A 25,402-nucleotide genomic window follows, 5' to 3' on the forward strand; every position below is an offset into this window, starting at 1 on the left:
CATGCGCACGAATAAAATGTTAAAAGTCCATGAAACTCATAGCTACAGTACTATTATTTACGTTTTCAAGCTTTCTATATGCGGGAGAGAAAGGGATGTCTGAAATACCGGGAAAGAATATTTCCATAAATCAACTTGAGGAAATGTTTTCGAATATTCGTGAAAACACTGACTGGAACATTTCGGGTAACATGCTGTGGGGTTATTTCTTTACTCACAACGAACCTACGAAACTTGAAGAAGCCAAAGAAGCATTGATTTCAAAAGGGTATACCTTTGTGGATATATATCTATCCGATAAAGAAGAACCGAATGAACCTGACATGTTTTGGTTGCATGTTGAGCGTATAGAGACTCACTCACCCAAGACTCTAGATGCAAGAAATGATGAACTGTATATTTTTGCTCATGAGTTTGGCCTTGATTCATATGATGGTATGGATATTGGCCCTGTAGCCAAATAAAACTTTTAACAAGGCCATTAAATTCGTTACGGCCGCAAAAAAACGCGGCCTCCACCGGACTGCCTACGCGTTGCTTCCGCATCCGTTTATGGCGGCGTTATGCCAATTATGAACAAGGAAGTTCAGATGAAAGTGGTTGAAGCGAGTGTTTCAAATTTAGATGACATTGCGATCTTATTTGATGCCTATCGTCAGTTTTATGAGCAAGAAAGTGATATTCAAGGTGCTAGAAATTTTATCGAGATGCACATGAAAAATGGTGACTCAGTGATTTTTCTAGCCTTATCAGAAGATAATGAGCCTCTAGGTTTTGCACAGCTATATCCTTCCTTTTCCTCAGTTGCGATGAAAAGGATGTGGTATTTAAACGATCTGTATGTGTCTGAGAATGCACGTAAAAAAGGTGTCGGCAGAGCTTTACTACAGAAAGTTGCTGCTTTTGCCAAAAACACAGACGCGATAACAGTCAAACTGGCGACAGCGGTATCCAATGAAAAAGCTAAATCGCTTTATGAGTCTGAAGGTTATGTGAAAGTCACAGCCTTTGAACATTACACTCAACGGGTAAAATTGGCATAACAAACGCCTCAAGAGGGACTGTCAACGAGCGGCGTTTCCAGTCCCAATGAGCCACGGTGGTTACGGTTGTTGTGATTGAGTTTATTGTTAATGCGTTGCCAGCCCCTTAGGCGGGCGTTAGCCAAATGTCGTAATGGAGATACCATGCAAGCCAACTTGGAAAAATTCAAAAAAGATTTGAAGGCCCTTTCTAGAACGGGGGAGCTTTTGTTGTTGGCCATGCAGTATGACTGCCATCCAGAGGCAGTTGAGAAAGCCTATGGAAAGGATTTCGCCGCTCTTAAAAAGGTACTGCCGAAATTTGGCACTGACTATCAATCTTGGTATTCGGAATCGAAGGCTTTAATAAAGCAGCTTCTTCCCGACAGACTAGCTGATTTTGCGCGCCATTATGAGAAGCCCAAGCCTAGAAAAGATATAAGTTACGAGAACTACCGAATTGAAGATTATCTTCAAGGTTTGAGAGTTACACGAGGCTGGGAGAAAGAGAAAGTAGTGGGACCTGATGCGGCTATTCCTCACTTAGAGCAGCAACTAGCGATCGTCAAAGCAGTCTCATCTCGGTTTGAGAGTTCACTATTCGATATCCGCCAACTTGTACAGGCAGATTTGTTTGATTCAGAAATTGCTGCGGCTCAAGAGTTACTAAAGAGCGGTTTTTCCCGAGGTGCAGGTGCGGTAGCCGGAGTAGTATTAGAAAAGCACCTTGGCCAGGTGGCAGAAAACCATAACATCACAACTAGAAAGAAAAATCCAACGATTAGTGACTTTAATGACCTTTTGAAAGGCGCAGAAGTGCTAGATACGCCTGCGTGGCGCCAAATTCAGCGGCTTGGTGACATTCGAAATTTATGTGATCACAGTAAAGATCGCGAGCCAACCAAAGATGAGGTTCAGGAGCTCATAAGTGGCGTTGAAAAATTTACCAAAACACTTTTCTAAAAAGGCTAACAAGTCGCTCGTGTGGGACGCTGTGCCGCTGCGCGTCACGCGCCCCACAGCTTATCGTTAGGGCAATGGAGTACTAAGTACCATGTCACAATGGAATGATGATAAAGCGAAGGCAAAAGATATATTTGATAGCATAAGAAACTTTGCTTTATGTGGTGTCGTTTTTTATGTTGCTATGCACTACTTTAGCAAGCCCATGACAGTGCACTTCATGATATACGTAAACTACTTAACAGGTGGTTTAATGCTTGCTCTTTCGATCTACTTGTTCACCTTAAATATAAAGTCTTTCAACAGCATAGTCAGGAGAGAGCATAAAGCCGGAAACGTAGGTAGTTTATTCTATTACGTGATCCCCTCGTTGGTTTTTATGCTTGGCATAAATCTTTTTGTACAAACAGCATTTTCTATTCAAGTAGGTAATGGTAAAACTGTTGGGGAATTAACAATCCAAGACCTTCAAGTGCCGATCGAGTCAAGAGGCAATGAAGAGCCCTAACAAACCGCAGAAGTCGCTCCCGTTGGTCGCTGGGACCGCCATTGTCGGCCCCTGTGCGCGGCGTTAAGCATCAAGGAGTCACATGCCAAGATTAGATACAAGGTTGGAAGCTGAGGGGGCTGAATTTTTGGTTCTAGGCCAGCTTCTGTTACACAAGATCGCCTCGTATAAAACGTATACGAACATGCCGGGCTATGATTTGGTTGCAACAAATCCTGAATCAAATAAATCTGCCATGGTTCAGGTCAAAAGTAGGTGGCGCACTGGTGCTGGCGGCTTTCCCATCAAAAACTTCGGCTGTGATTTCGTTGTTGTGGTTTTGCTTAATCGCGGTTCAAAAGATGGCAAAAAAGAAGTTCTGCCACCAAGGTATTATGTTTTTCCTGTTGGTGTAATTGAGTCTGCTCCACGCAGCAAAGACTGGGGCAAAGTAAATCTCAAAGATATTCCCAACTACGAAGCATATGAGGAGAAATGGCATTTAATCTCTGAGTTTCTTGGTGAGTCAAATGCCTAACAAGTTAAACAGCGGAAAACCACTCGCTGCGCTAGCGTTTTCCGCTGTTTAAAGCATCACTCCATAGAAATTGTAATCCGAAACTCATAAGTTAGAGTTAATAACCTAACTGATTTTTGTTCCAAAGTTGTTCTGTCTTTCTTTAAAACCCACAGGCGACACCGATGCTAGGAAGGTGAGCCATGGCGATTAGCGAGACGACCGTCCGCCCCCACGGACGGGGCGGTCGAGCATCCACGGATGGACTTACTGCGCGTCGGCGAGCAAATGCCACGGCTCACCTATATACCTAAGCTTCAAGCTCAAAGCAGTAAGATCCTGCATGAGATTACTTAGCAACGACTCACTAAGCCGATTGATTTCACAGTAAAAGCGACTGGCTAAGCGCGACATATTCCGCCATAGTGGTAGAGCGAATGACCTTATCCATGCACAAGGAGTCTCCCGTGGCACATTCTGGTTTAAGCCAACTATTACAACAACTTGAACAAGTTTTATTAGGCAAGCCACGGCAAATTCGCTTAGCCCTCGCCTGTATTCTCGCCCGTGGGCACCTATTAATTGAAGATTTGCCCGGCATGGGCAAAACCAGCCTGTCCCATGCCCTAGCCCAAAGCCTCGGCCTTAGCTATCAACGTATTCAATTTACCAGTGATATGCTGCCCGCCGATATTCTCGGGGTATCGATTTTTGATAAACACCAAGCGCAATTTGTGTTTCATCCTGGCCCTATTTTTAAACAGATGGTGCTGGCCGATGAGATTAACCGCGCCAGCCCTAAGACTCAGAGCGCCCTGCTCGAGGCAATGGCCGAGCAGCAAATTTCCGTCGATGGCATCACCCACAGATTACCCAATCCCTTTTTTGTGATTGCCACACAAAACCCCACGGAGCAATCCGGCACCTTTCCGCTGCCCGAATCCCAACTCGACCGCTTTATGATGCGGATTTCCATCGGTTATCCTAGCCATGATGCGGAGCTGGCGATGCTGAAAAGCGACCAAACACCGCAAACCCTCGATAATTTACCCCAATGTTTAACCCCGCTGGCGTTAACCCAGTTGCAGGAACAATGCGACAAAGTCGCGGCGTCGGACGCGCTGCTCAATTATGTCTTGGCCTTAGTGCATGACTCGCGCAACCAAACCGATGCCGTCGGCTTGTCGCCCCGCGCGACCAAAGCCCTGTTGCAGGCAGCTAAAGCATGGGCATTTTTAGAGGGAAGACACTATTTAGTCCCCGAAGATGTGCAAGCGGTGTTTTGCAGCGTCGCCGAACATCGACTGCGCACCAGCAGCCAATTGCAGGGGGAAGCGCTGTCGGAGCGGATCCTCGCCAGCGTCAATCCCATCATGTAATGCCTTGTTAATCATATCGATAAGGATGCTCAGACTATGATGAGGACAGGATGAAACGAGTATTGACGGCTTTCTGGCAACGCTGGTTGGCAAGACGCATGCCGCCCAGTTCTGAGTTTGTCCTCAGCCATCGCAGCATCTTTATTCTGCCCAGTGGCTTTGGGTTAGTCTGGCTTGCTCTGGTACTGCTGCTGTATCTGTTTGGCACTAACTATCAAAATAACCTAGTGATTGGGCTGAGCATTTTGCTACTCAGCCTATTTAATACCTGCATCCTCTACAGCTATAAAAATCTCGCAGGTTTGCGCCTTCGCGCGCTCACAGCACCTGAGGTATATGCGGGCGAAACCATCACCTTTCCAGTCCTGCTCACCTCAAGTCACAGCAGCCACAATATCAGCTTAAATTATCCGAATAATTTAGCTTACTTACTCAAACAGGTCGGCGCCGATGAGGTGCAAGCCTTGGTCTCGTTTGCCCATGATCGCCGCGGCTTGGTATCGCCTGGGCGACTTAAGATTGAATCCTTTTATCCCTTAGGGCTTTGCCGCGCTTGGTCCCATATTGATCTCGATAATGCGCACATCGTCTACGCTCACCCGATTGAAAGCCCTTTGCAGCTAAAAGCAGCCACCGAATCCGGTGAAGACGAACGGTTAGAAAGAGCCGGAAAATACATTGCCGGCATCGATGAATACAAAGGGCTTAAGCCCCATGTGCTCGGAGAATCCCTCAAACAAGTGGCATGGAAACAATGGGCTCAAGGGCGTGGCATGCTAACCAAGGAGTTCGAGCAGCCTCAGGGCGATCCCGTGTGGCTAACCTTAGTCCCCGATCCCGCACAGCTTGAACAGCAATTAGGTCAGCTCAGTTGGCAAGTCAACCATTTAAGTCAGCAGGAGCAATATTTTGGTCTGTGGCTACAACGTGTCGGGGCGGAAGATCTGATCCTCACACCCGATACGGGCAATGCCCATCGCATCGCCTGCCAAAGGGCGCTCGCACTCTACGGGCAAGATATCAGTACGCTGGATAAAATCGATAAATTGGCGAATAACCAAGGCGTTAGCCATAAGCATCCGCTTCCTCCCCATGGACAAGGCGTTCATGCGGCAAAAATGGAGCCGCGGCGATGACAACACAAGCCTCAACACATCACAAAGCTAATCCTCACAAGCTGACGACCTACCATGCCAATGGGCCGCAGACGGGGGATAATATCAGCCGCCAAACGCTATTTTGGCTGCTGCTCACCAATATTGCGGTACTCAGCCCCTTGTTTGATAAAACGACGCCTTGGACCCTTGGGATCTGCGCCATTTGCCTGGTGTGGCGAGTCGGTATCTATGTTGGCAAAGTGGCAAAACCACCACGCTACTTAGTCACAAGTCTTGCCATTGGCGCCGCGGTTACCCTCGCATTAGTATCGGGAGAGATTGGGCTATTAAACGCCTTAGTCAACCTGCTGATTTTAGGATATGCCTTAAAATACATTGAGATGCGAAGTGTTCGAGATGTGCGAGCCGTGGTAATTGTGGGCTATTTTTTAATTGCGCTGACCTTTATCGACCATCAATCCATGCTCAATACCGTGCATTTAATTGGTGTCACTATCATTAATACCTGCGTACTGGTGACCCTGTATCAAAGTAAACACAACTGGCAACATACCGCTTGGATTGGCGCTAAATTATTGCTTCAGAGTGTGCCACTGGCGCTACTGCTGTTTTTGGTCTTGCCGCGCTTTGCCCCGCTCTGGCTAGTCCCGAATATGAAAGAAGCCCAAACCGGGCTCTCGGATACCCTTTCCGTGAGCGATATCAGCAAACTCACCCGCTCCTCCGCACTGGCCTTTAGGGTAAGCTTTACCGAGGCGAGACCCATCCAAGCCGAACTCTATTGGCGCGCGCTGGTACTGGAAGATTACGACGGCCAAACCTGGCGCCAAGATGTCGGCATCAAACAAATTCAAAAGGATGCGCTGTTTTTTCCGCCCTCAAGACCAGATCCCGCGCGGCAACTCCCCGCAGCGATGACAGATGATACAGGCAGCCATGCGCCGCAGCGATACGACTATCAAGTGATTGTGGAACCTAGCCACCAGCCTTGGTTATTCGGGCTCGATGTGGCCTACAGCCAAGATGAAAAGGTCATCAATCTCCCCGATTATCGCCTCTATTCCCTACGTAATGTCGATCAACGCATGGGCTACAGTGCCCGTTCTTGGCCTAAGGCCCAAATGGACCTCAAGTTAACTGCCAAGCAGCGACAAATAAACCAGAAACTGCCCGAAGACACTAACCCCAAAACTCTGGCGCTCGCCACCGAGTTTAAGGCCAACTATCCCGAGCCAAAGCAGCGTCTTCTCGCCATGATGGGCTATTTTAATCGCGAACCGTTTTTTTACACCCTCACCCCGCCGCCCATTGGCCCGCAGCAAGTCGATGATTTTCTATTTGAAAATAAAGCCGGATTTTGCGCCCATTATGCCTCCGCATTTATCTTTATGGCCCGGGCCACTGGCTTACCCGCGCGTATGGTCACGGGCTATCAAGGGGGCGAATACAACCCGCAGGCCGATTACCTGAGCGTGTATCAATATATGGCCCATGCTTGGGCCGAAGTCTGGCTCGAGAATGAAGGCTGGGTACGATTCGATCCAACGGCCATGGTCGCGCCTAATCGTATTGAGCAAGGCTTCGATGCCGAGTTTTCCCCCGAACAAAGCTACCTGCAAGAAAGCCCCTTTAGCAGTTTGCGATTTAAAACCATGCCTTGGCTCAACGAGTTAAGGCAGCGCTTTGCCAGCCTCGATTATTACTGGAGTCTCTGGGTGCTCGGTTTCAATCAGGAGCGGCAAAACAAAGTGTTAAGCGGCATTTTAGGGGATGTCACTAAAACCAAGGTGGCGGTGTTTATGAGTGTCTGTATCAGCCTTATCGGCCTCTATATCGCCTACAGCGTGGGGCTGTTTCGATTTAAACGGGAGCAGGATCCTATCAGCGCTAAGTACCAGCGTATCTGCCAGCGCCTCAGTAAATTTGGCATCGTTCGTCCCGCTCACCTTGGCCCGAACGCCTTTGCCGAGCAGCTTATTGACACGCATCAGCAGCAATCCCCAGAGTTTTGCCGCGAGTTTGACACCCTGACCCAAAGCTATGTCGCGCTGAAATACCAACAGCTTGCGGACGGTGACTATCAAGCGGCGTTAAAGCGCTTTAATAACGCCGCTAAATCCCTTAACTGGCGACTATTTGGCCCAAGTAAACAGTTAAAATAGGCGGGATAAACTGCAGGGGGACAAGATTGTTGAATCTTATAAATCAGTCACATAGAATTGCCAAGCCACTTTGCTATGCATAACAGCAATCCCCAATCGTGAGTCGAATATGCTGAAGTTAATCCAATCCAATCAAATGGAAGTGCTCTGTGCCCATCTTGCCGCGTATTTGCGCCAGCCGCTACCCGGCGCGGGGTTATTGCAAAGTGAGCATATTTTGGTGCAAAGCCCCGGGATGTCGACTTGGTTACGCCTTGAAATTGCAAAACAAAATGGTATTGCCGCCGCGCTGGAGTTCCCACTACCTTCCAGCTTTATTTGGCAACTGTGCCACGATTTACTCCCCAATGTCCCCAAGGAAAACGCCTTCACTAAGGCGGCTATGACCTGGAAGCTGATGCAACTACTGCCGCGGCTACTGGATGAACCTTCTTTTGGGCCACTGCGCCATTATTTGGGCCATACCATAGATAATCTGGAATCGAGCGCGGCTGACACCCATAGCAACCATCAGCTTGGCGCCATAAGCGCCGATGATATTAAGCTTTACCAGCTCTGCGGCCGCATCGCCGATATCTTCGACCAGTATTTAGTTTACCGCCCCGACTGGATTGCCGCGTGGGAAGCTAATGAGCCGCTCGAATCGCTCAAATTGAATGAGGAGCAAAGCTGGCAACCCATCCTCTGGCGCGCGCTGATTGCCTACAATCGCGATGAGCTGCGTCAAAGCCACTACCATAGGGCCAATCTGCATCAGGATTTGATTGCCGCATTGGGGGATAGCGCCAATTCCCTCGCAAAATTGCCGCAACGTTTATTTGTGTTTGGGATCTCCTCCATGGCGCCCCAAACCATCGATGTGCTCCACCAGCTCGCGAGCCGCATCGATGTGATTATCTTAAGCCTTAGCCCCTGTCAGCATTACTGGGGCGACATTATCGACCCACGCCATCGGGCGCGTATGGCATTGCAATATGCAGGAAAACGCCAATTAGCTGAGCAATGGGAAGATAAACTCGAAGTCGGCAATCCCCTGCTCGCCAACAATGGCAAGATGGGCCGCGAATTACTCGATATGCTGCTCGAACTGCCCCCAGAGCACTGTGACTTTGGCGACGATGTGTACTGCGAGCCCTGCGGCGATCCTAACGATCCCCACACTAACGCAAGTATGCTGGCTGGTGTGCAATACGATATTTTAGAAATGCAGACACTCGATCGGGTACTCGGGCCGGATGCTGAGCTATATCAAGAGGTCGCGAATCGCCGGGTATTAACAGCCGACGATGATTCGATTCTAATCAAGAGTTGCCACAGCCCGCTTAGGGAAGTCGAAACCCTGCACGATCATTTACTCGACCTGCTGGATAGCGACAACCAACTCACCCCCAAAGACATAGTGGTAATGATGCCGGATGTCGCCGCCTACGCCCCCTATATCGATGCGGTGTTTGCGGCCAAACAGGGACTGGAATATATCCCCTATGCCATTGCCGACCGCGGCGCGGCGCAGGAATCGCCACTCATTAATAGCTTTTTGAATTTACTCAATATTAATCAGAGCCGTTTCGGACTGACGGATATTTTAAGCATTCTCGAAGTCCCAGCCATTTTGCGACGTTTTCAGCTCGAAGAAGACGAGCTGCCACTCATTCGCCGCTGGTTAGATGAAGCAGGTGTGCGTTGGGGCCGCGATGAACAGAGCCGCCTTAAACAGGGTGTGCCCGCCTTCGAGCAAAACTCCTGGGCCTTTGGCATAAAACGCTTAATCTTAGGCTATGCCTTAAGGGACGATGCGCCGCTATATCAGTCATCCCCGCAGGGAATGCACTATTTAACGGTGGCTGGGGTGGAGGGTCAATCGGCACAGGCCCTTGGCAAACTGTTGAATTTTATTGAAGTCCTCGATGAGACCACCCAAGTATTAGCCAAGGCGCAAGCGCCCTCACTGCGGTTACTCGAACTCACCGAGCTGTTAAACGCCTTTTACGCCCCCGATGAGGACGAACGAGAGCAGCTGCAGGAAATTCGCGATGCGATTGCCGCCTTAGAGCAAGAGCTACTTGCCGCCAGCCCTGCCGATATGGGTGCACAAGCCAACGACTTAGATTTAAGCATCGAAGTGCTGGCGCTTTGGTTTAATCAACGCTTAACCGAGTCACGTGTCGGCCAACGATACCTCGCGGGCAGCGTAAATTTTTGTACCTTAATGCCGATGCGCTCGATTCCCTTCAAGGTGGTTTGTCTGCTGGGGATGAATGATGGTGTCTATCCTAGGGTGCAACATCCTGTGGGCTTTGATCTGATGGCCCATTTGGGTGCGCGCAAAGGCGATCGTTCCCGTAGATTAGATGATAGATACCTGTATTTAGAGGCGTTACTCTCGGCTCGGGAGCAGCTGTACATCAGTTATATTGGCCGTAGCGAACGGGATAACTCGGAGCGTATTCCATCTATGCTGGTCTCCGAGCTAATAGAATATTGCCAGCTATGTTATTTACCTGAATCCCTTGCAGCAGAAGCTTCTAATGTCAGTAACGAAGTCGCCCAACAGGCATTGCTTGAGGCCATTGTGAGCCATCAGCCGCTGCAACCTTTTGATCCTAAACTGTATCAAGCAGCACTGCCGCAAGCCCTCACCTCCCATGGGATAAAACAGAGTTATAGCCAGCAGTGGTGTCCGCCCGATAGCAATAGCCAGTTGCAACATGGCCGATTTATCGAAGCCCATACCCAGATAGTGCTCGAAGATGACGCAATTGGTGATAGTGTTCAGGATATTGAGCCGCTTGGCGAAGCAGAGCATGTGGATATCTCGGCCTTTATTCGCTTCTTTCGCAATCCCGCGCAGTATTTCTTTAATCGTACCCTGAAAGTCGATTTAAACCTTAATATTCAAGCAGATGATAACGATGAGCCCTTTAGTCTTAATGCGTTAGAGCGTTATTTATTACAGGCTCAGCTCCTTGGCGATGCGCTTGAGCAAGGACAAAACGAGCCCAGCACTGAACTGTTACAACGCCTTAAAGCCAGCGGTAACTTGCCTATGCAGCCCTTTGATGATCTGCTACTGCGCCAATACAGCCATGATATCGCGCCGCTGATCGGTAGAACCCTGTTTATGCGCGGCGATGTCGCTCCCCGGCATGCCGATATTCGGCTCAGCTTTGAGTTACCCCATCAGAACTCTGGAACTCAGTTAAAAGCCAAGCGGGTGATCCTCGAAGGTCGAATCGATGATATCAGCCCTAAAGGATTGGTCACTTGCCGCCCCGGCAGTGCCCATGGGCGGGACATTTTAGCCTTGTATTTACGTCATTTATGTTTGATGGCCGCCGGAGTGGCTCAACCTAGCTACCTGCAACCTAGCTATCTGCTGGATATGGGGCATTTTCATGCCCTCGCGCCCATTACGCCAGCGCTTGCCCATGCGCAGCTTGCCAACTTATTAAAGTATTTTTATCAGGGCCAAATTCATCCCCTGTGCTTTATGCCAAGAACCTCCCTCGCCTATGCCAGCGCTGAGGCGCATGAAGCGCAAGACTCGCACACAAGCACAGACCCGCACAAAGCACGGCTCGAAGCGGCGCAGAGCGAATGGCTGGACGAGCAAGGTGAACTTGGCGAAGGCACAGATCCCCATTATCAGCGGCTGTTTCATTTTCCCGACGACTTTACCGAGGCACATTTTGGCAAGCTCGCCGATGACATCTATCGGCCAATGCTTAGCCTGTATCACAAGGATACCCTCGCCCAACTCGAGGAATTTGCCCTGAATGAAGCCCAAACCGCCACGACAGAGGGAGCGCACTGATGACTAAGGTATCACCCGCTTTGCCGTTAGATTCGCTCACCCTGCCATTTGGTGGCAGTCGCTTAATCGAGGCCAGTGCGGGCACGGGGAAAACCTACACCATTTCAGGTCTGTATCTCAGATTACTGCTTGGGGATGGCTTAAGCGAACCGCTCAATTGTGAACAAATTCTGGTCGTGACCTTTACCAATGCCGCCACTGAGGAACTGAGGGACAGGATTCGCCGCCGCATTCAGGTTGCCTTTAAGTGTTTCTTAGGATTAGAGATTAACGATCCTTTTGTGCAGGCGCTGTACGATAAGACCCCTGAAGCCGAGCGCGCTATCGCCCTGAGACGCTTCGATTTGGCGCTCAAATCCCTCGACGAAGCGGCAATTTTTACGATTCATGGATTTTGTCAACGAATTTTGGCCGATCTCGCCTTCGAATCATCATTGTTGTTCGAGTCGGATTTCACCTTAGACGACAGCGAGTTTTTACACCATGCGGTGCGGGACTTTTGGCGCGAGGCCTGCTATCCGCTACCTGAGTATTTAGCCCAAATCATTGCCAGCGAATTTGGCGATCCCGACGGATTAGTCAAGCAGTTGAGAGCCTTGCTCGGTGCCAGTGAGGCCAAACCGCTTAAACCTGTGCAGCCCTTTGCTCGTTTGGCAGAGTCCTTAAGCCAGAGTGTGCAGCGCTTTAAACTCGCCTGGCCGCGTGGCCGCGACGCGCTGTTAGAGTTACTGCATAGCCTGCCGCTTAACGGTCAACGTTTTGGTAAGGCGAGCGACAATTACCCTAAACTGGCGGAAATGTTCGACCAGCTGGATAACTTTTTAGCCTTTGGTCATGGCTTACCGCCGCTTAAAGTGCTCGAAGCGCTGTCGTTATCCGAGCTTAAGCTGAATAAGGGCGGCGTGCTCCCAAGTGCGAGCGAGGCGCCACTGCTTGACCATATGGAGCAGTTAGCCGCATTGATTAACGCGATTAAACCCGCATTTCTTTATAGCGCCAAACAAGGGATCAGCGAGCGTTTTGCCAAGCAAAAACAGCAAAAAAATGTGCTGACACCAGATGATCTGCTCACCACCTTGGCAGCGGCGATGCAGGCCAATCCCGACACTTTGCCAAAGGCGGTGGCGAGTCGCTTCCCCGTGGCCTTAATCGATGAGTTCCAAGATACGGATCCTCTGCAATTTGCTATTTTCTCAGGGATTTATCAAACCCGTTTGGGGCTTGATACTCAAAATTCGGCGGCTGAACCTAAGCCTCGCACGGATAGCAAATTAAGCCTGCTGATGATTGGTGACCCAAAACAGGCGATTTATGCTTTCCGCGGCGCCGATATTTACACTTATATCGAGGCGCGCAGACAAACCCAGGCGCACTATTTTCTCGATACTAACTATCGCTCGAGCCGCAATCTGGTGGCCGGAGTAAATCATTTATTTGCCCAGCATTCAGATCCTTTTATTAGCCAATCGATTCCCTTCGATCCAGTCAAAACGCCTGCCAGTGCGGCGGCCAAACAACTCGTCGAGCAAGCGCCCAATAGTGCCGCGCTGCGGTTAAAACTCTTGAGTGAAGGCGAAACGGGGCTTAATAAAGCCAGTGCTAGACAAACCTTGGCTGAAGACACCGCCGCCGAAATCACCCGTTTACTGACGCAGGCCGCCAATGGTCAATGCCGCACGCCCAAAGGGCCATTAATTGCTAAAGATATCGCCATCTTAGTGCGCGATAGAAACGAAGCGGCCGTGATGAAAACCGCGCTGAGCAAGCGCCAGATTGGCGCCGTCTTTTTAAGTCGCGACAGCGTATTTGAAACAGTCGAAGCGCGGGAAATGGCGCTCATTCTGCGCGCCTTGGCCAGTCCCAAGGACGAGCGCGCCCTGCGTAGCGCCCTTGCAACCGCCCTGCTTGGTTATCGCGCCGAGCAAATCCATGCCTTTAACCAAGATGAAGAGCAGCGCCAAAGACTGCTGGAGCAGTTTTTTGAGCTGCACCAGATCTGGCAAAAACGCGGCATTATGCCGGCGCTGCTCAGCCTAGCCAATGCGACCCAGATGGTTGCGCGTCTGCTGCATTCCCCCGCTTCGACAAGCACTGACCAAGCGGAGCAAGATGCAGCCGCTCAGCTTGAGGCGAGCAATGGTGAACGTCGACTCACGGATTTTCGCCACTTAGCCGAGCTGTTGCAGCAAAAGGCGACCGAAATTGATGGGATCAGTGCCCTGCTCAACTGGTATGAGCAACAACTGATTGATAACACAGGAACTGATGAACAGCAGCTGCGCCTTGAAAGCGAGCAAAACTTAGTGCAAATCGTCACCATCCATAAGAGTAAGGGGCTGGAATACCCAGTATGCTTTGTGCCCTTTGTCAGCCTTGCGCGGGACAATCGCCGCCGCCCGACGCCCATGCTCTACCACAGAACCAATGCCGATGGCGCGCAGGAGCTGGTGTGGGATTTAGAAGGCACGGACGAAGGTTGGGAACAGGCAAAGCAGGAAACCTTAGCCGAAGATCTGCGTCTGCTCTATGTGGCGCTCACCCGCCCCGTGTACCTGTGTTATTTGTACATAGCCAACCATAGCCGCATGTTAAAGACGGGGCTTAAAAGCCAGCTGCATGAGACCGCCATCGGTTATCTACTTGGGATCACTGACACGGATTGTGATTTTTCGCGTCTGCAAAATGCCGCCAAGGCGCTGGTCGCGGGTCTCGAGTCGAGTCAACCTGCGATCAGCATTGAGGTGGTGGCCGACGACATTGAGGCTAATAAACTGCAAACAGGTGGAGCGAATACTCATACCTTGAGTGCCCGTAAGGTCAGCCGTCAGTATCGCACTCCATGGCGCGTCGGCAGTTATTCCGGTTTAGTTAAAAATGCACCACACGCTAAAGCCACTCCTGGCGCCGATGATGAGGTCAATGCCGTATTGGGCACTGATACCACAAATAGCGCAATTGATCCCATATGGCCAGACCACTGGTGGCAAGAAGCTGCCGATCTGCAAGCACAACCTCTGCTCAATCGCTTTAGTTTTGAGCGCGGCGCCAACGCGGGTAGCTTTATGCACTTAGTGCTTGAGTTAATTGATTTTACCCAAGCTCAAATCGACTTACCCCGAGAGCTACCTAAGGCCATGTTGCAATACGGCATTGCCCCCGAATGGCAGCCCGTATTAGAGGATTGGTATCTTGAGGTATTGCAAGCACCACTGGCATTAATGGCGCAGGATAATCAGCTTATCAATCCCGAGCTGTGTTTAGCCGCACTCGCGCCGCAGCACACCTTAGTTGAGATGGAGTTTTACCTACCTCTGAATCGCTTAAAGGATACGGAGCTTAATCAACTCCTTGGGCAATATGGCTACGATACCGAGCTGCAGTTTGACGAATTACAGGGTATGCTTAAGGGCTTTATCGACTTAACCTTTGAATATCAAGGCAAGTTTTATATTGCCGACTATAAGTCGAACCATCTGGGGGATAATATTCAAGCCTATCATCATAGCGCCCTGAAACAGGCGATTGGCGATCATAGGTATGATTTGCAATATATTCTCTACTCCCTTGCGCTGCACCGCTATTTAGCGATGCGCTTGCCCAATTATGATTACGATACCCATATCGGCGGCTGTTATTATTTGTTTTTACGGGGAATGTCGGTGCAATATCCAGGCTTTGGTATTTATTACGATAAACCGCCCAAGGCGCTGATTTTGGCATTAGATGCGCTGTTTCAGCGCAGCCTAGAGACAAGCACTGTGAATCAACAGGATACGGGAGCAATGGCATGAACCACAGCACCGAACTGACTCCCCCAAAAGAATCAACCCAATGGGTTGAAGCTGGCGCACTCAGACTCAAGGCGCCGCTCGCAGAGCTACTCAAATACTGGGAAAAGGAGCGGCTGATCACCCCGCTCGATCGCCATTTTGCCCTTGAGATGGCTAGGCTTCACCCCAATGACGCCCAAGAGCCACTGTTTATGCTGCTGTGCGCCCTGTTAAGCCAACAGCTCTCGGCCCAACATACCTGCCTAGTGCTCGAACATATAGTGCCAGCCAATCCGATGGCAGAGTCGGTTAATCACTGCCAAATCCGTTTGAGCCTGCCAGAGCTGATTGCAAGGCTGCAAAATTTTGAGGCCGTTGGCGAACCTCACAGCAATAAACCACTGATTTTTGATGGCGGCCGACTCTATCTTGAGCGTTATCATCATTTCGAAACCGAGGTGGCCAACGCCCTGACAAGGCTATCTTCGAGTCAACCCGCCAACAGCAATGATAAAGATTCAGACGCGCCGCTACGCAGGCAGCTCGATTACTTATTTCCAAACGCCGCATCTTCCCATGCAGCCACAACCCTTGAGCCTCATATCGACTGGCAAAAGGTGGCAACGGCAACGGCGCTCGGCAAGAAGCTTGCGGTGATCACCGGCGGCCCTGGTACAGGCAAAACCACCACAGTGACTAAGTTACTGTTGCTACAGCAATTAGGTTCACCAAAACAGATAAGACTCGTCGCCCCGACAGGTAAGGCCGCCGCCCGTTTAAGTGAATCGATAAAGGCCTCGAAAGCAAGACTCGAGCAGGAACTCAAACAGGCTCAAGCGACAAACGAACAAGTACAAAGTCACGAAACCCAAGCGCTGTTAGCCGCGCTCAAGCAAGTGCCGGAAGAGGCATCAACCTTACATCGTCTGCTGGGGGTTATCCCCAATTCGGCGCAGTTTCGTCACCATCAGGGCAATCCCCTGCGGCTAGATCTCTTGATTGTCGATGAAGCCTCAATGGTCGATTTGCCAATGATGTATAAGCTGCTCACGGCCCTCCCCGAACAGGCGGGTTTGATACTGCTTGGGGATCAGGACCAACTCGCCTCGGTTGAAGCAGGCGCAGTGCTAGCCGATATTTGCGCAGGACTAAAATACGAGTCAGACCAACACTCTGAATGGCGAATGCGTTATAGCCAAGCTCAGGCCGAACAATTGAGCAAGCTCACCAGCTTTGATCTGCGCGCCTATATTCACCGCGAGCCAAAGATTGGCGACAGTTTGTGTATGTTGACCCACAGCCACAGATTTAAGGGCGATGCGGGCATTGGCCTATTAGCCAGTGCGGTGAATCGCTCCGATCTGGCGGGGATTTTGACCGTATGGCAACGGGGACTGGCCGAGCTTACTTGGCTAGAACACAGTATGGCTCTGAGCCAGACCCAAGCCAAAATCAGCGAGCCTGCAAACAACAGCGGACTTCATGCCCTGCTAACACAGGCCTGTGAGCAATACGCTGAGTATTTACGTCCGCTGCAAATTTCAGATCCAAGCAGTGTGCCAAGCGCCATCGAAGCCATTGCCCGCTTTAACCAGTATCGCATCCTATGCGCCATGCGCAGTGGCGATTATGGTGTCGAAGGTATCAATCAAACTGTGACTAAGGCGCTGTCTCAGGCCAAGCTGATCCATCCCCAGCAAGAGTTTTACCTCGGCAGACCGATTATTATCCAAAGCAACGACTATAACTTGGGCCTGTTTAACGGTGATATTGGCTTGATTTTGCAGGATGAAGACAGGCCAGAGCGACTGATGGCCCACTTTATCAAAGCCGATGGCAAACTGCTTAAAGTGCTCCCGGCAAGGCTACCTAGCCATGAAACCTGCTACGCCATGACGGTACATAAAAGTCAGGGCAGTGAATTTAATCGCGTCGCCCTCGTACTTCCGCCAAATCCGAGCCTAGTACAGTGGCAATTGCTCACCAAGGAGCTTGTCTACACCGCGATTACCCGTGCAAAACAACACTTTAGCTGTTTAGGAACACAGCAAGTCTTCGAGCGTGCAAGCCAGCAAGCCACCCAACGGGCCTCAGGTTTAGCCGATAGGCTCTGGCGCGATTAAGTGATAACGAATGAATAGTTAACTTATTGATTAACATTAAGAATCAACAAGTAAAAGGATCTTAAGATTGACGGAACAAGCCATGATCAAACTGCACCAGATGCAAGATGTCATCAATTTATTTGATGGCATTAAAGCTGAGGCGCAATTACCCGCACAATGCTACGAATGCTCACGTTACATTCGTTGGTCAGAATTTGAGGCAATGCAAGTATACGAGCTTGATTTTGAACCTTATTTAACCGTTGCAGCAAACTGTGATATGCGTTTTTTTACCCTGTATCAGAGTCAGCACCGCTTATATCTTGCCCATTGCAACTATGCTGGTCACGCGCCGCGATGGGAAGCTCGCCCCATCACCTTGTCGCAACTGACGGATACCGCGTTAATGACGAGGCTGATGCAAGAACACGCCTATCAGTTAGGGCTCAATATCAAGCTCGATTTGGATTATCCCGTCTAGTCTCACTTTGTTGGGCTGAAATGCATTGTACTAGACTGGTTATCATCGAAGTCTTTGGTCACTGATAAAGGAAGCAAGATTTGAAGTCGCAAGTAAAAGATAACTATCAAATCACAGTGGCGACCTTTGATAAACATGCCAAACAGTATCAGGACAAATATCTGGAATTTGCCCCATACACCCAAAGCTATGATTGCCTGCTGAGCTATCTCACCGAACATAGTCGCCTACTCGATATCAGTTGTGGGCCAGGCGGTATCAGCCGCTATCTGGTTGCGAAGGAACCTAAATTAACGGTTTTTGGTATCGACCTCGCCCCGCAAATGATCTCGCTCGCGAAACAAAATGTCCCCTCGGGTCACTTTGAGCTCATGGACTGCCGTCATCTTCATAAGCTTATTGACCGAAACATGCCGCCGTTTGATCTTATCGCCTGCGGCTTTGCACTGCCTTACTTATCCCAAACGGATCTGGTCGCGTTTTTTGCACATCTTCGCGCCCTGATTGCGCCGCAGGGCATTGTGTATCTTAGCACCATGGAAGGTGAAGATAGCCGTTCTGGTTTACAAACTGGTAGCACTGGCGACAGTGTCTATGTGCATTACCATCAATATGATTTTATTGAACAACAACTTGCGGCCAATGGTTTTCAGATACGAGATGTCAAGCGTCAGCTCTTTCCAGCATCTGAAGGAACAACGGATCTCTTTATTCTGGCGCAAGCGGGTGCTTAGCATAAGTAGCCCTAAACCGAGTAAACACGTAGCCCATTGCAATCATTAATCATTCACTCACAACCGCCCTATTAACCGATAAGGCCTATCAATATTGCGTTAATCATCTATAGGTAAAAATGCTTCACCTTTGTGTTGAACCGCAGCCCTTTACTGCACAAAATAACATCACTTAGTTAGCCACCAAGCGTAAGAAGCTATCCAATCAAGGCACAGTTTGTTTCTCTTTGTCGATCATGGGTAGATTTTTTGTTTATAAACTCGGCAAATAGGAGCATGACAGACTAGGCTTTTGTTGAAAGCCAATTCGGAGCGACTAAATAGCACACTAAACAATCAGCTAAAAATATAATGAATATCAGATGGATATAAAGAACATCATACTATATGTTAATAATAGGTTAATTCGACGACGTGTCTAAACCTTACTCCTACATATAGGTTTGATGAACCTGTGGTGTATAAGCAGATAGCAGAGTGCCGTTGTGATGCTTTCTTGTTAATAACCAAATGATTAATAAAGGAATGACATTATGTTTTGGTGGAAAGTTAAATCAAATAACAGGGATGCGAACAACCATTCATCAGGTTTTACAGCAGCCGAAACGCTTGAGAATGAACTGGCGGCGATTCGTGCCTACACTGCCTATATTTGTTTCACACCTAAGGGTGAAATCATTGAAGCCAATGATATTTTCTTAGATGTAATGGGTTACAGTGCCAATGAAATCCTTGGTAAACACCATAGAATGTTTTGTACGGCACAATACTCGGGCTCGCAGGAATATCAAAAGTTTTGGCAGGAACTTGCTGCAGGCAATGCGTTTACGGGGACATTCCAACGTTTAAAGAAAAACCACATCCCAGTTTATGTCGAGGCCAGTTATTTCCCCGTAAAAAACAGTGCGGGTGACGTCGTGAAAATCATCAAAATCGCCAATGATGTTACGGCGTCACAACTTAACCTCATTGCTAAAAATGCCATTCTCGATGCCCTCGATCGCTCCCAAGCCGTTATTGAGTTTTTACCCGATGGCACAGTGATCACCGCGAATCAAAACTTCTTGGATATCATGCATTACCGACTAGATGAGATCCAAGGTAAACACCATAAGATGTTCTGTGACAAAGAGTTTTACCGTATTAGACCCGACTTTTGGAAACGACTCGCCGCAGGCGAACACTTCACCGGACGCTTTAAACGCATCGATGCACATAACAATGTGATTTGGCTTGAAGCCACCTACAATCCGATCTGGGATGCATCAAATAAGGTGTATAAGATTGTTAAGTTTGCCTCGGATATCTCCCATAGGGTCAATACCGCCCTGCAAGCGGTGGACATGGCGGCGGCGACGTCAGAGCAAACCTCACAAATCACCACAAATGCAGTGCAAGTGCTGAACGAAGCCGTCTGTACTTCGCATCAAATTGCCGAACAAGTTAAAAATGCCTCGAATATTGGTGGTGAGCTACTCGTACAATCAAAAAATATCAACGACATAGTGATCACCATCCGTGGCATTGCAGAACAAACCAATTTACTGGCTCTCAATGCGGCGATTGAGGCAGCAAGAGCGGGCGATCTTGGGCGAGGTTTTGCCGTCGTAGCCGATGAGGTCAGAAAGTTAGCCTCTCGCACCTCCACGGCGACCAGCGAAATCGCGAATGTGGTTCAACAAAATACCGACCTAATCAAAAACATCGATCATCAACTGAGCAACATCACCAATGTGGCATTGCATGGGGAGGACAGTATCAATCATGTCGCCGCTGGCCTTGCCGATGTCGGCAATGGTGTCAGCCAATTTGTCGCTATGGTTGAACAGCTGAGGCCCTAATCAGCGGTAATGAACCTTAGAGTACACTTAATTAACAATAGGTTAGCATCAGTGAATAGCGGTATTCTTTTGCTGTGGATGGATAAAACCGTGCGAACTCGTGCCATGACTCTGTTACAATGCCAACGTTTGAATGTCCTCTGCGACTTACGTTGATATGTGTGGAGCCTATGTCTAAAACGCCAACCTATTCGCCTGCCAATACTGTGGTCGTACTCGATTTTGAAACTTCTGGGCTTTCACCCAATCAAGGAGCACGTGCCATTGAAATTGGCGCAGTATTAATTGAGCAAGGGCAAATTACCGCGCGCTTTTCTGAGTTAATGAATCCGGGGTTTCGGATAAACAGTTTTATTGAAGATTACACAGGGATCAGCAATCAGATGCTCGCCCATGCGGCGCCCTGTGCAGAAGTCATGGCCCGCTTTGCTGAGTTTATCGGTAAACATCACTTAGTTGCCCACAATGCCACCTTCGATCAACGCTTTCTCGATGCCGAATTTTCCCAGATAGGCCATCAATATCCCGGCCAATTTGGTTGTTCGTTACTGCTGGCAAGGCGCTTATATCCTGAGGCCATTAATCATCAACTCGCGACCTTAGTTCGCCATAAACAGCTACCGACTAACGGAACTTATCACCGCGCCTTGGCAGATGCGGAAATGACCGGACATTTATGGCTGCGCATGCTGGCTGATCTTAAACAAGGGTATGCGATCACTGAGCCGCCCTTTAGCCTGATGCAGAAAATTATGGCTAAGACAAAGGCCGAGGTGCCTAAGTTTTTACGCCAATACGCCAGAGGTTAGCCCTATTTTGGTCCTCCATCAGGCAAAATGAGTATAACGCATCAATAAAAAAGCCGAGTGTTATCAATCACTCGGCTTAATGATTCAATCAAAATAGACGCGACTCAAGCGAGCGGCGTACAGTCAATCCCGCATGAACTGCGTACCACTAACGTCGTTGGGATCAACTGCGGGCTCACCGCTTGACCACGAATAAGCTTAAGTAGACTTTCCACTAAAATCTCCCCCGCTAACTGGGTATTTTGCTTAATCGTGGTTAACGGCGGATTGGCAAAGCTTGCTACGGGAATATCATCATACCCGACGACTGCGACTTGCTCGGGCACTAAAATCCCCTTCTCTTTTAAGGCGCGGATCGCACCTATGGCGATTAAATCACTGGCGGCAAAAATCGCGTCGAAATTCAATCCTTTATCGAGCAACTCCAAAGTAGCATAGTAACCCGCCCCCTCAGTGCTAATAGCCGAAATCTGCCGACGAGGATCGACAGTCAGCCCGGCAGTTTGCAGTGCTTTCACATGGCCTAAATATCTGTCCCTGAACTCAGGGCAATGACTCGATGCCCCGCCCAGAAATGCAAAATCCTTACGACCGAGGGAAATTAAATGCTCAGTGGCAATTAGGCCGCCTTGGTGATTATCGCAGCCGATGGATAACACGGATTTATTGTTATGCTCTGCGCCCCAAATCACAAAATGGGTGTTCTGTGCCAGCAACTTTTCGAGCTTTTGCTCGTAATCCATGTAGTCGCCGTACCCTAGCAAAATAATGCCATCGGCTTTATTGCTATCTTCATAATCGGCATGCCAATCACTGGAAAGCTGTTGAAATGACACGAGTAAATCATAACCTTGCTGCGCCGTCGCCCGCGTGATTGAGCCTAACATCGACAGAAAAAAGGGGTTGATCAGTGAATCATCATTGGTGGGATCTTCACACAACAACAGGGCTAAGGTGTGGCTATTTTGGGTGCGTAGGTTACTGGCGTTTTTATCGACTTTGTAGTTGAGTTCTTTCGCAATCGCTTGGATCCGTTGACGGGTTTCTAAATTGACTAACGGACTATTTCTCAGGGCTCGGGAAACCGTAGACTGGGATACACCAGCACGATAAGCAATATCAATCGAGGTCGCTTTCGATGCCATAGCAAGGTCACCATAATTATTATTTTGAGGCGATACTAAAACAGTTCGAATGACTTGTATAGCCGAAGGGTTTACAACTGACTAACAAGTTAGCAGGGATGAAAACCTTGATGAAAATGGCTGCACAGCTTGTACAACAAACGCCCTCTCACCCATGCTAACAAAGCAGTGTCGATACAACTAAGGCTTATACCGACACCCAACAGCACTAAATAAAGTTAAATCCCTAACTCATCGAGCAAATCGTCGGCATTCGTACTGGCGATGGCGGGTTTATCCGTCATACGGCTCCAAGGTGATGCGGTATCTGGGTGCGAAGACGCATTAGCACCAAGACCATGCTGCTCGAGCAAGCTGTCAGGGTCGAACTCTTCGTCGTATTCAAACTCATCGAGTTTAATAAACTCGGTCTTATCCATGGCAAATTCGAGGTAGAAAATATGATTATTTTCAGTTTTAAAGGACACACGTCTTGCGACAGCATCGTCTAAGTTTGCATCGATAGAAATCGTCAGCTCTTTGTTTATGGTTAACATTTTAGGCTGACTTTGGCTAATGGAGGTTTGCAGCTCCTTGGAAACCTTATTAATAAAGTCGCCCAAGATTTGGTTCATCAACTCGCCCATCACGTTCCCCACTTCATCGGACGTGTGGGAAAAGGCGAGCTCTTCCTCTGGCATGCCCATATTGAGCATATAGCGGCGATAGATTTCGATGGCCGCTGGGGCTGAAAAGTTGATTACCACTAACCCTGAAAAGCCGCCATCAAAAATCGAAAAACAGCCTAGGTCGGGTTTTAAGCGGGTGCGAGTAATGCTTTGCACCATGCCCGCGTGGCTCACATGGCTGGCACTGGTGCTCGATAACACATGGGCGACCGAGTGGCATAACTTCAGTAAAATATCATCCGAAGTCACAATAGTGTTTGTTGTCATAATCCATTCTCAAACTAAACCGATGATTAATCTTGCGCGTAAAAGCATAAAAAATCAAAACCAAAACAATTAATTAGCAGTCTGGCTCTGAAATATTAAGTATATCTAAAGGCTAACTACTTGAATTTCATAAAATACGCGATTCAGTCTAACGTCTTATTCGCCTTGGTGATACACGAATTAGCGATAAAAGCATCAATCAGTCACAGTGCTAAACAATATTCTGCTTAAGATCAAAGAATCCCAATATTCTTAACGTCTTTACACGAAATAAACTCAAGTTTGATTCATTTGATACCGATTCGAAGGTATATTGGACACCATTCTTTTTGCGCCTAAAGGACCCCACATGATCACATTCTTGCGCCGATTCACTATTCTCCAACGACTGATGATGATGTTAGTGATGGCGGCTATAGGTACTGTGTGTTTTGCGAGTTTTTCCATTAAAGAGCAATACAGCAATCTTATTGAGCAAAAGTGGCAACAGATTGATGGCCAGCTCGGCAGCCTCCTCAGTGTAATCGATATTCATCGCCAAGATGCCCTAAGCGGCAAGCTGTCAGAAGCAGAAGCGCAACAAGCGGCGGCAAACCTGATTGACCAAACCCGTTACGCCGGTGTCGGCTACTTTATTGTGATCGATGATAATAATCAGATCCTCGCCCATGGCGAACGCAGCGATCTTATTGGCACATCGGCGCTCAATTTTAAGCTGCAAAATGGCACGAATCCCCTTGCCACTATGTTGCCGCTAGCCCGCCAAAACGGCAAAACCATGCTCGAATATCCAATTGCAAATCCCGTGTCGAAGAACATTGAAGATAAGCTGGTCGAAGCCCGTTATTATCCTGAATGGGGCTGGACGCTCATCACTGGTGCTTACTTAAGCGATGTGAAACAAAGTCTTAAAGCCGTGATCATCGATTATCTGATTATCATGTTTTTAATTTCTGTACCGATTTTCGCGTTTTTCCTGGTGCTGAATCACTCCATTACCTCACCGTTAAACGACGCTATCGATGCGCTTGAGGATATCGCCCAAGGCGAAGGCGACCTTAGCCAGCGTTTAAGCACCCAAGGCAAGGATGAAGTGGCGCACCTTGCCCACGCCTTTAACCTGTTTGCCCAGAAAATTGGCGACATGGTGGGTCATTTACAGCCATTGGGCCAGTCCCTCGACAATGATGCCAAGCAGTTAATGCTGGCCGTTGAAGAGTCGAACCAAAGCGCAGAGCATATCCACCGTGAAACCGGTAGCGTAGCCACCGCCGTGAATCAAATGCTTTCAACCACCCATGAGATGGCGAGCAACACCCAGCAGGCTGCCGATGCAGCCAACAGTGTGAAGAATCAGGCGCAGCAAAGCCAAGCGGTAATCGATGATACGGTGCGTGATACCGAAAAACTGGTGCAAGAGCTAAGGGCATCAGAAGTGATCACCCAAAAACTCGGACAATCCTCGGCGCAAATTGGCAGTATCCTCGATGTCATTCGCTCTATTGCCGAACAAACGAACCTGTTAGCTCTCAATGCAGCCATCGAAGCCGCCCGCGCGGGGAGCCATGGCCGCGGGTTTGCCGTGGTCGCCGATGAAGTGCGCGCACTGGCCAATCGCACCCAAGACTCTACCAACGAGATCCAAAAAATCATCTCGGATATTCAAATGGGCGTGAACTCTGTAATGAAGAGTAATAGCCAAACACAGACTCAATCCGATGAATTACAAGCCAAAGCCCGCGAAGCGGGTAATGCCATGGCGGCGATTTTGCAGCTTATCGCCCATATCAGCGATATGAACACCCAGCTCGCGAGTGCGACCGAGGAGCAGTCGCTGGTGACGGAGGAAATCAACCGCAATATCTGTAATATTTCGGAATTAACCGAAGTCTCAGTCAAAGCTAACGAAGGTAACAGCCGCGCGGCACAGTCATTGCAGGATATCAGCCAAGATATGTCTCATACCTTAGGCCAATTCAAAATCTAGTTCGCAGGACGAGATAAGCAACCGCCATAAAAGAGGACGTATTAGAACGTCCTCTTTTAGTTTAAAATACTTCACTCAACTAGGTTAGATGCAATCTAGACGGGTATCCATGCTATAAACTAGGATATGACTT

General features: G+C 48.9%; 18 protein-coding genes. 16 read left to right on the top strand and 2 right to left on the bottom strand.

The genetic code is table 11. From position 1 onward, the window contains the following. Nucleotides 1-95 precede the first annotated feature (95 nt). The 15 genes from SHEWANA3_RS11805 (at nt 96) to SHEWANA3_RS11875 (ending at nt 21,202) form a co-directional block, all read left to right on the top strand. On the top strand, nt 96-464 hold the full coding sequence (locus SHEWANA3_RS11805; protein ID WP_011717187.1) for a ribonuclease E inhibitor RraB: 369 nt from the start codon (nt 96-98) through the stop codon (nt 462-464). A 126-nt stretch (nt 465-590) separates the two neighbouring features. Continuing rightward, nucleotides 591-1,043: a GNAT family N-acetyltransferase gene (locus tag SHEWANA3_RS11810; RefSeq protein ID WP_011717188.1), complete on the top strand. Its 453-nt coding sequence runs from the start codon at nt 591-593 to the stop codon at nt 1,041-1,043. Between the two features lie 144 nt (nt 1,044-1,187). Continuing rightward, nucleotides 1,188-1,985 carry a hypothetical protein gene (locus tag SHEWANA3_RS11815; RefSeq protein ID WP_041412649.1) on the top strand — a complete coding sequence of 266 codons (798 nt, stop codon included), beginning with the start codon at nt 1,188-1,190 and terminating at the stop codon, nt 1,983-1,985. Nucleotides 1,986-2,076: 91 nt separating this feature from the next. Then, nucleotides 2,077-2,493 carry a hypothetical protein gene (locus SHEWANA3_RS11820; RefSeq protein ID WP_041412650.1) on the top strand — a complete coding sequence of 139 codons (417 nt, stop codon included), beginning with the start codon at nt 2,077-2,079 and terminating at the stop codon, nt 2,491-2,493. Nucleotides 2,494-2,575: 82 nt separating this feature from the next. After that, on the top strand, nt 2,576-3,010 hold the full coding sequence (locus SHEWANA3_RS11825) for a hypothetical protein (RefSeq protein ID WP_011717190.1): 435 nt from the start codon (nt 2,576-2,578) through the stop codon (nt 3,008-3,010). Nucleotides 3,011-3,456: 446 nt separating this feature from the next. Further along, nucleotides 3,457-4,368 carry an AAA family ATPase gene (locus SHEWANA3_RS11830; protein ID WP_041412651.1) on the top strand — a complete coding sequence of 304 codons (912 nt, stop codon included), beginning with the start codon at nt 3,457-3,459 and terminating at the stop codon, nt 4,366-4,368. 50 nt (nt 4,369-4,418) lie between these two features. Continuing rightward, the gene (locus SHEWANA3_RS11835; protein WP_011717192.1) at nt 4,419-5,504 is read left to right on the top strand and encodes a DUF58 domain-containing protein; all 1,086 of its coding nucleotides are present in this window, start codon (nt 4,419-4,421) and stop codon (nt 5,502-5,504) included. Beyond that, complete coding sequence (locus SHEWANA3_RS11840; protein WP_011717193.1) at nt 5,501-7,648, top strand: DUF3488 and transglutaminase-like domain-containing protein; 2,148 nt, start codon at nt 5,501-5,503, stop codon at nt 7,646-7,648. The genes SHEWANA3_RS11835 and SHEWANA3_RS11840 overlap by 4 nt, the downstream gene beginning before the upstream one ends. A gap of 109 nt (nt 7,649-7,757) precedes the next feature. Continuing rightward, nucleotides 7,758-11,462 carry an exodeoxyribonuclease V subunit gamma gene (gene recC / locus SHEWANA3_RS11845; protein WP_011717194.1) on the top strand — a complete coding sequence of 1,235 codons (3,705 nt, stop codon included), beginning with the start codon at nt 7,758-7,760 and terminating at the stop codon, nt 11,460-11,462. Next, the gene (gene recB, locus SHEWANA3_RS11850; RefSeq protein WP_011717195.1) at nt 11,462-15,253 is read left to right on the top strand and encodes an exodeoxyribonuclease V subunit beta; all 3,792 of its coding nucleotides are present in this window, start codon (nt 11,462-11,464) and stop codon (nt 15,251-15,253) included. The genes recC and recB overlap by 1 nt, the downstream gene beginning before the upstream one ends. Then, nucleotides 15,250-17,355 carry an exodeoxyribonuclease V subunit alpha gene (gene recD, locus SHEWANA3_RS11855; protein WP_011717196.1) on the top strand — a complete coding sequence of 702 codons (2,106 nt, stop codon included), beginning with the start codon at nt 15,250-15,252 and terminating at the stop codon, nt 17,353-17,355. Before recB ends, recD begins: the two co-directional genes overlap by 4 nt. An 82-nt stretch (nt 17,356-17,437) precedes the next feature. Beyond that, the gene (locus SHEWANA3_RS11860; protein WP_041413044.1) at nt 17,438-17,818 is read left to right on the top strand and encodes a hypothetical protein; all 381 of its coding nucleotides are present in this window, start codon (nt 17,438-17,440) and stop codon (nt 17,816-17,818) included. Nucleotides 17,819-17,898: 80 nt separating this feature from the next. After that, entirely contained in the window at nt 17,899-18,552 is a 654-nt protein-coding gene (locus SHEWANA3_RS11865) for a class I SAM-dependent methyltransferase (protein WP_011717198.1), read from the top strand. 533 nt (nt 18,553-19,085) lie between these two features. Then, entirely contained in the window at nt 19,086-20,393 is a 1,308-nt protein-coding gene (locus tag SHEWANA3_RS23920) for a PAS domain-containing methyl-accepting chemotaxis protein (RefSeq protein ID WP_011717199.1), read from the top strand. Nucleotides 20,394-20,563: 170 nt separating this feature from the next. Continuing rightward, nucleotides 20,564-21,202: a 3'-5' exonuclease gene (locus SHEWANA3_RS11875; RefSeq protein ID WP_041412652.1), complete on the top strand. Its 639-nt coding sequence runs from the start codon at nt 20,564-20,566 to the stop codon at nt 21,200-21,202. Nucleotides 21,203-21,306: 104 nt separating this feature from the next. Here SHEWANA3_RS11875 and SHEWANA3_RS11880 read toward each other — a convergent pair whose 3' ends face one another. Both SHEWANA3_RS11880 and SHEWANA3_RS11885 read right to left on the bottom strand, forming a co-directional pair. Continuing rightward, nucleotides 21,307-22,347: a LacI family DNA-binding transcriptional regulator gene (locus SHEWANA3_RS11880; RefSeq protein ID WP_011717201.1), complete on the bottom strand. Its 1,041-nt coding sequence runs from the start codon at nt 22,345-22,347 to the stop codon at nt 21,307-21,309. Between the two features lie 218 nt (nt 22,348-22,565). Next, entirely contained in the window at nt 22,566-23,282 is a 717-nt protein-coding gene (locus SHEWANA3_RS11885) for a DUF3334 family protein (RefSeq protein ID WP_011717202.1), read from the bottom strand. Nucleotides 23,283-23,631: 349 nt separating this feature from the next. Between SHEWANA3_RS11885 and SHEWANA3_RS11890 the strand changes: the two genes are divergently transcribed. Continuing rightward, a complete protein-coding gene (locus SHEWANA3_RS11890; protein ID WP_011717203.1) occupies nt 23,632-25,269 on the top strand; it encodes a methyl-accepting chemotaxis protein in 1,638 nt (545 codons plus the stop codon). The last annotated feature ends 133 nt before the right edge of the window (nt 25,270-25,402 follow it).

Origin of the sequence: Shewanella sp. ANA-3 (assembly GCF_000203935.1) — a bacterium.
Taxonomy (GTDB): domain Bacteria; phylum Pseudomonadota; class Gammaproteobacteria; order Enterobacterales; family Shewanellaceae; genus Shewanella.

What these genes read in the sequence shown, in the direction of transcription:
- SHEWANA3_RS11805 (WP_011717187.1), top strand. Translation starts at nt 96, where the DNA reads ATGTCTGAAATACCGGGAAAGAATATTTCCATAAATCAACTTGAGGAA.
- SHEWANA3_RS11810 (WP_011717188.1), top strand. Translation starts at nt 591, where the DNA reads ATGAAAGTGGTTGAAGCGAGTGTTTCAAATTTAGATGACATTGCGATC.
- SHEWANA3_RS11815 (WP_041412649.1), top strand. Translation starts at nt 1,188, where the DNA reads ATGCAAGCCAACTTGGAAAAATTCAAAAAAGATTTGAAGGCCCTTTCT.
- SHEWANA3_RS11820 (WP_041412650.1), top strand. Translation starts at nt 2,077, where the DNA reads ATGTCACAATGGAATGATGATAAAGCGAAGGCAAAAGATATATTTGAT.
- SHEWANA3_RS11825 (WP_011717190.1), top strand. Translation starts at nt 2,576, where the DNA reads ATGCCAAGATTAGATACAAGGTTGGAAGCTGAGGGGGCTGAATTTTTG.
- SHEWANA3_RS11835 (WP_011717192.1), top strand. Translation starts at nt 4,419, where the DNA reads ATGAAACGAGTATTGACGGCTTTCTGGCAACGCTGGTTGGCAAGACGC.
- SHEWANA3_RS11840 (WP_011717193.1), top strand. Translation starts at nt 5,501, where the DNA reads ATGACAACACAAGCCTCAACACATCACAAAGCTAATCCTCACAAGCTG.
- recC (WP_011717194.1), top strand. Translation starts at nt 7,758, where the DNA reads ATGCTGAAGTTAATCCAATCCAATCAAATGGAAGTGCTCTGTGCCCAT.
- recB (WP_011717195.1), top strand. Translation starts at nt 11,462, where the DNA reads ATGACTAAGGTATCACCCGCTTTGCCGTTAGATTCGCTCACCCTGCCA.
- recD (WP_011717196.1), top strand. Translation starts at nt 15,250, where the DNA reads ATGAACCACAGCACCGAACTGACTCCCCCAAAAGAATCAACCCAATGG.
- SHEWANA3_RS11860 (WP_041413044.1), top strand. Translation starts at nt 17,438, where the DNA reads ATGATCAAACTGCACCAGATGCAAGATGTCATCAATTTATTTGATGGC.
- SHEWANA3_RS23920 (WP_011717199.1), top strand. Translation starts at nt 19,086, where the DNA reads ATGTTTTGGTGGAAAGTTAAATCAAATAACAGGGATGCGAACAACCAT.
- SHEWANA3_RS11875 (WP_041412652.1), top strand. Translation starts at nt 20,564, where the DNA reads ATGTCTAAAACGCCAACCTATTCGCCTGCCAATACTGTGGTCGTACTC.
- SHEWANA3_RS11880 (WP_011717201.1), bottom strand. Translation starts at nt 22,347, where the DNA reads ATGGCATCGAAAGCGACCTCGATTGATATTGCTTATCGTGCTGGTGTA.
- SHEWANA3_RS11885 (WP_011717202.1), bottom strand. Translation starts at nt 23,282, where the DNA reads ATGACAACAAACACTATTGTGACTTCGGATGATATTTTACTGAAGTTA.
- SHEWANA3_RS11890 (WP_011717203.1), top strand. Translation starts at nt 23,632, where the DNA reads ATGATCACATTCTTGCGCCGATTCACTATTCTCCAACGACTGATGATG.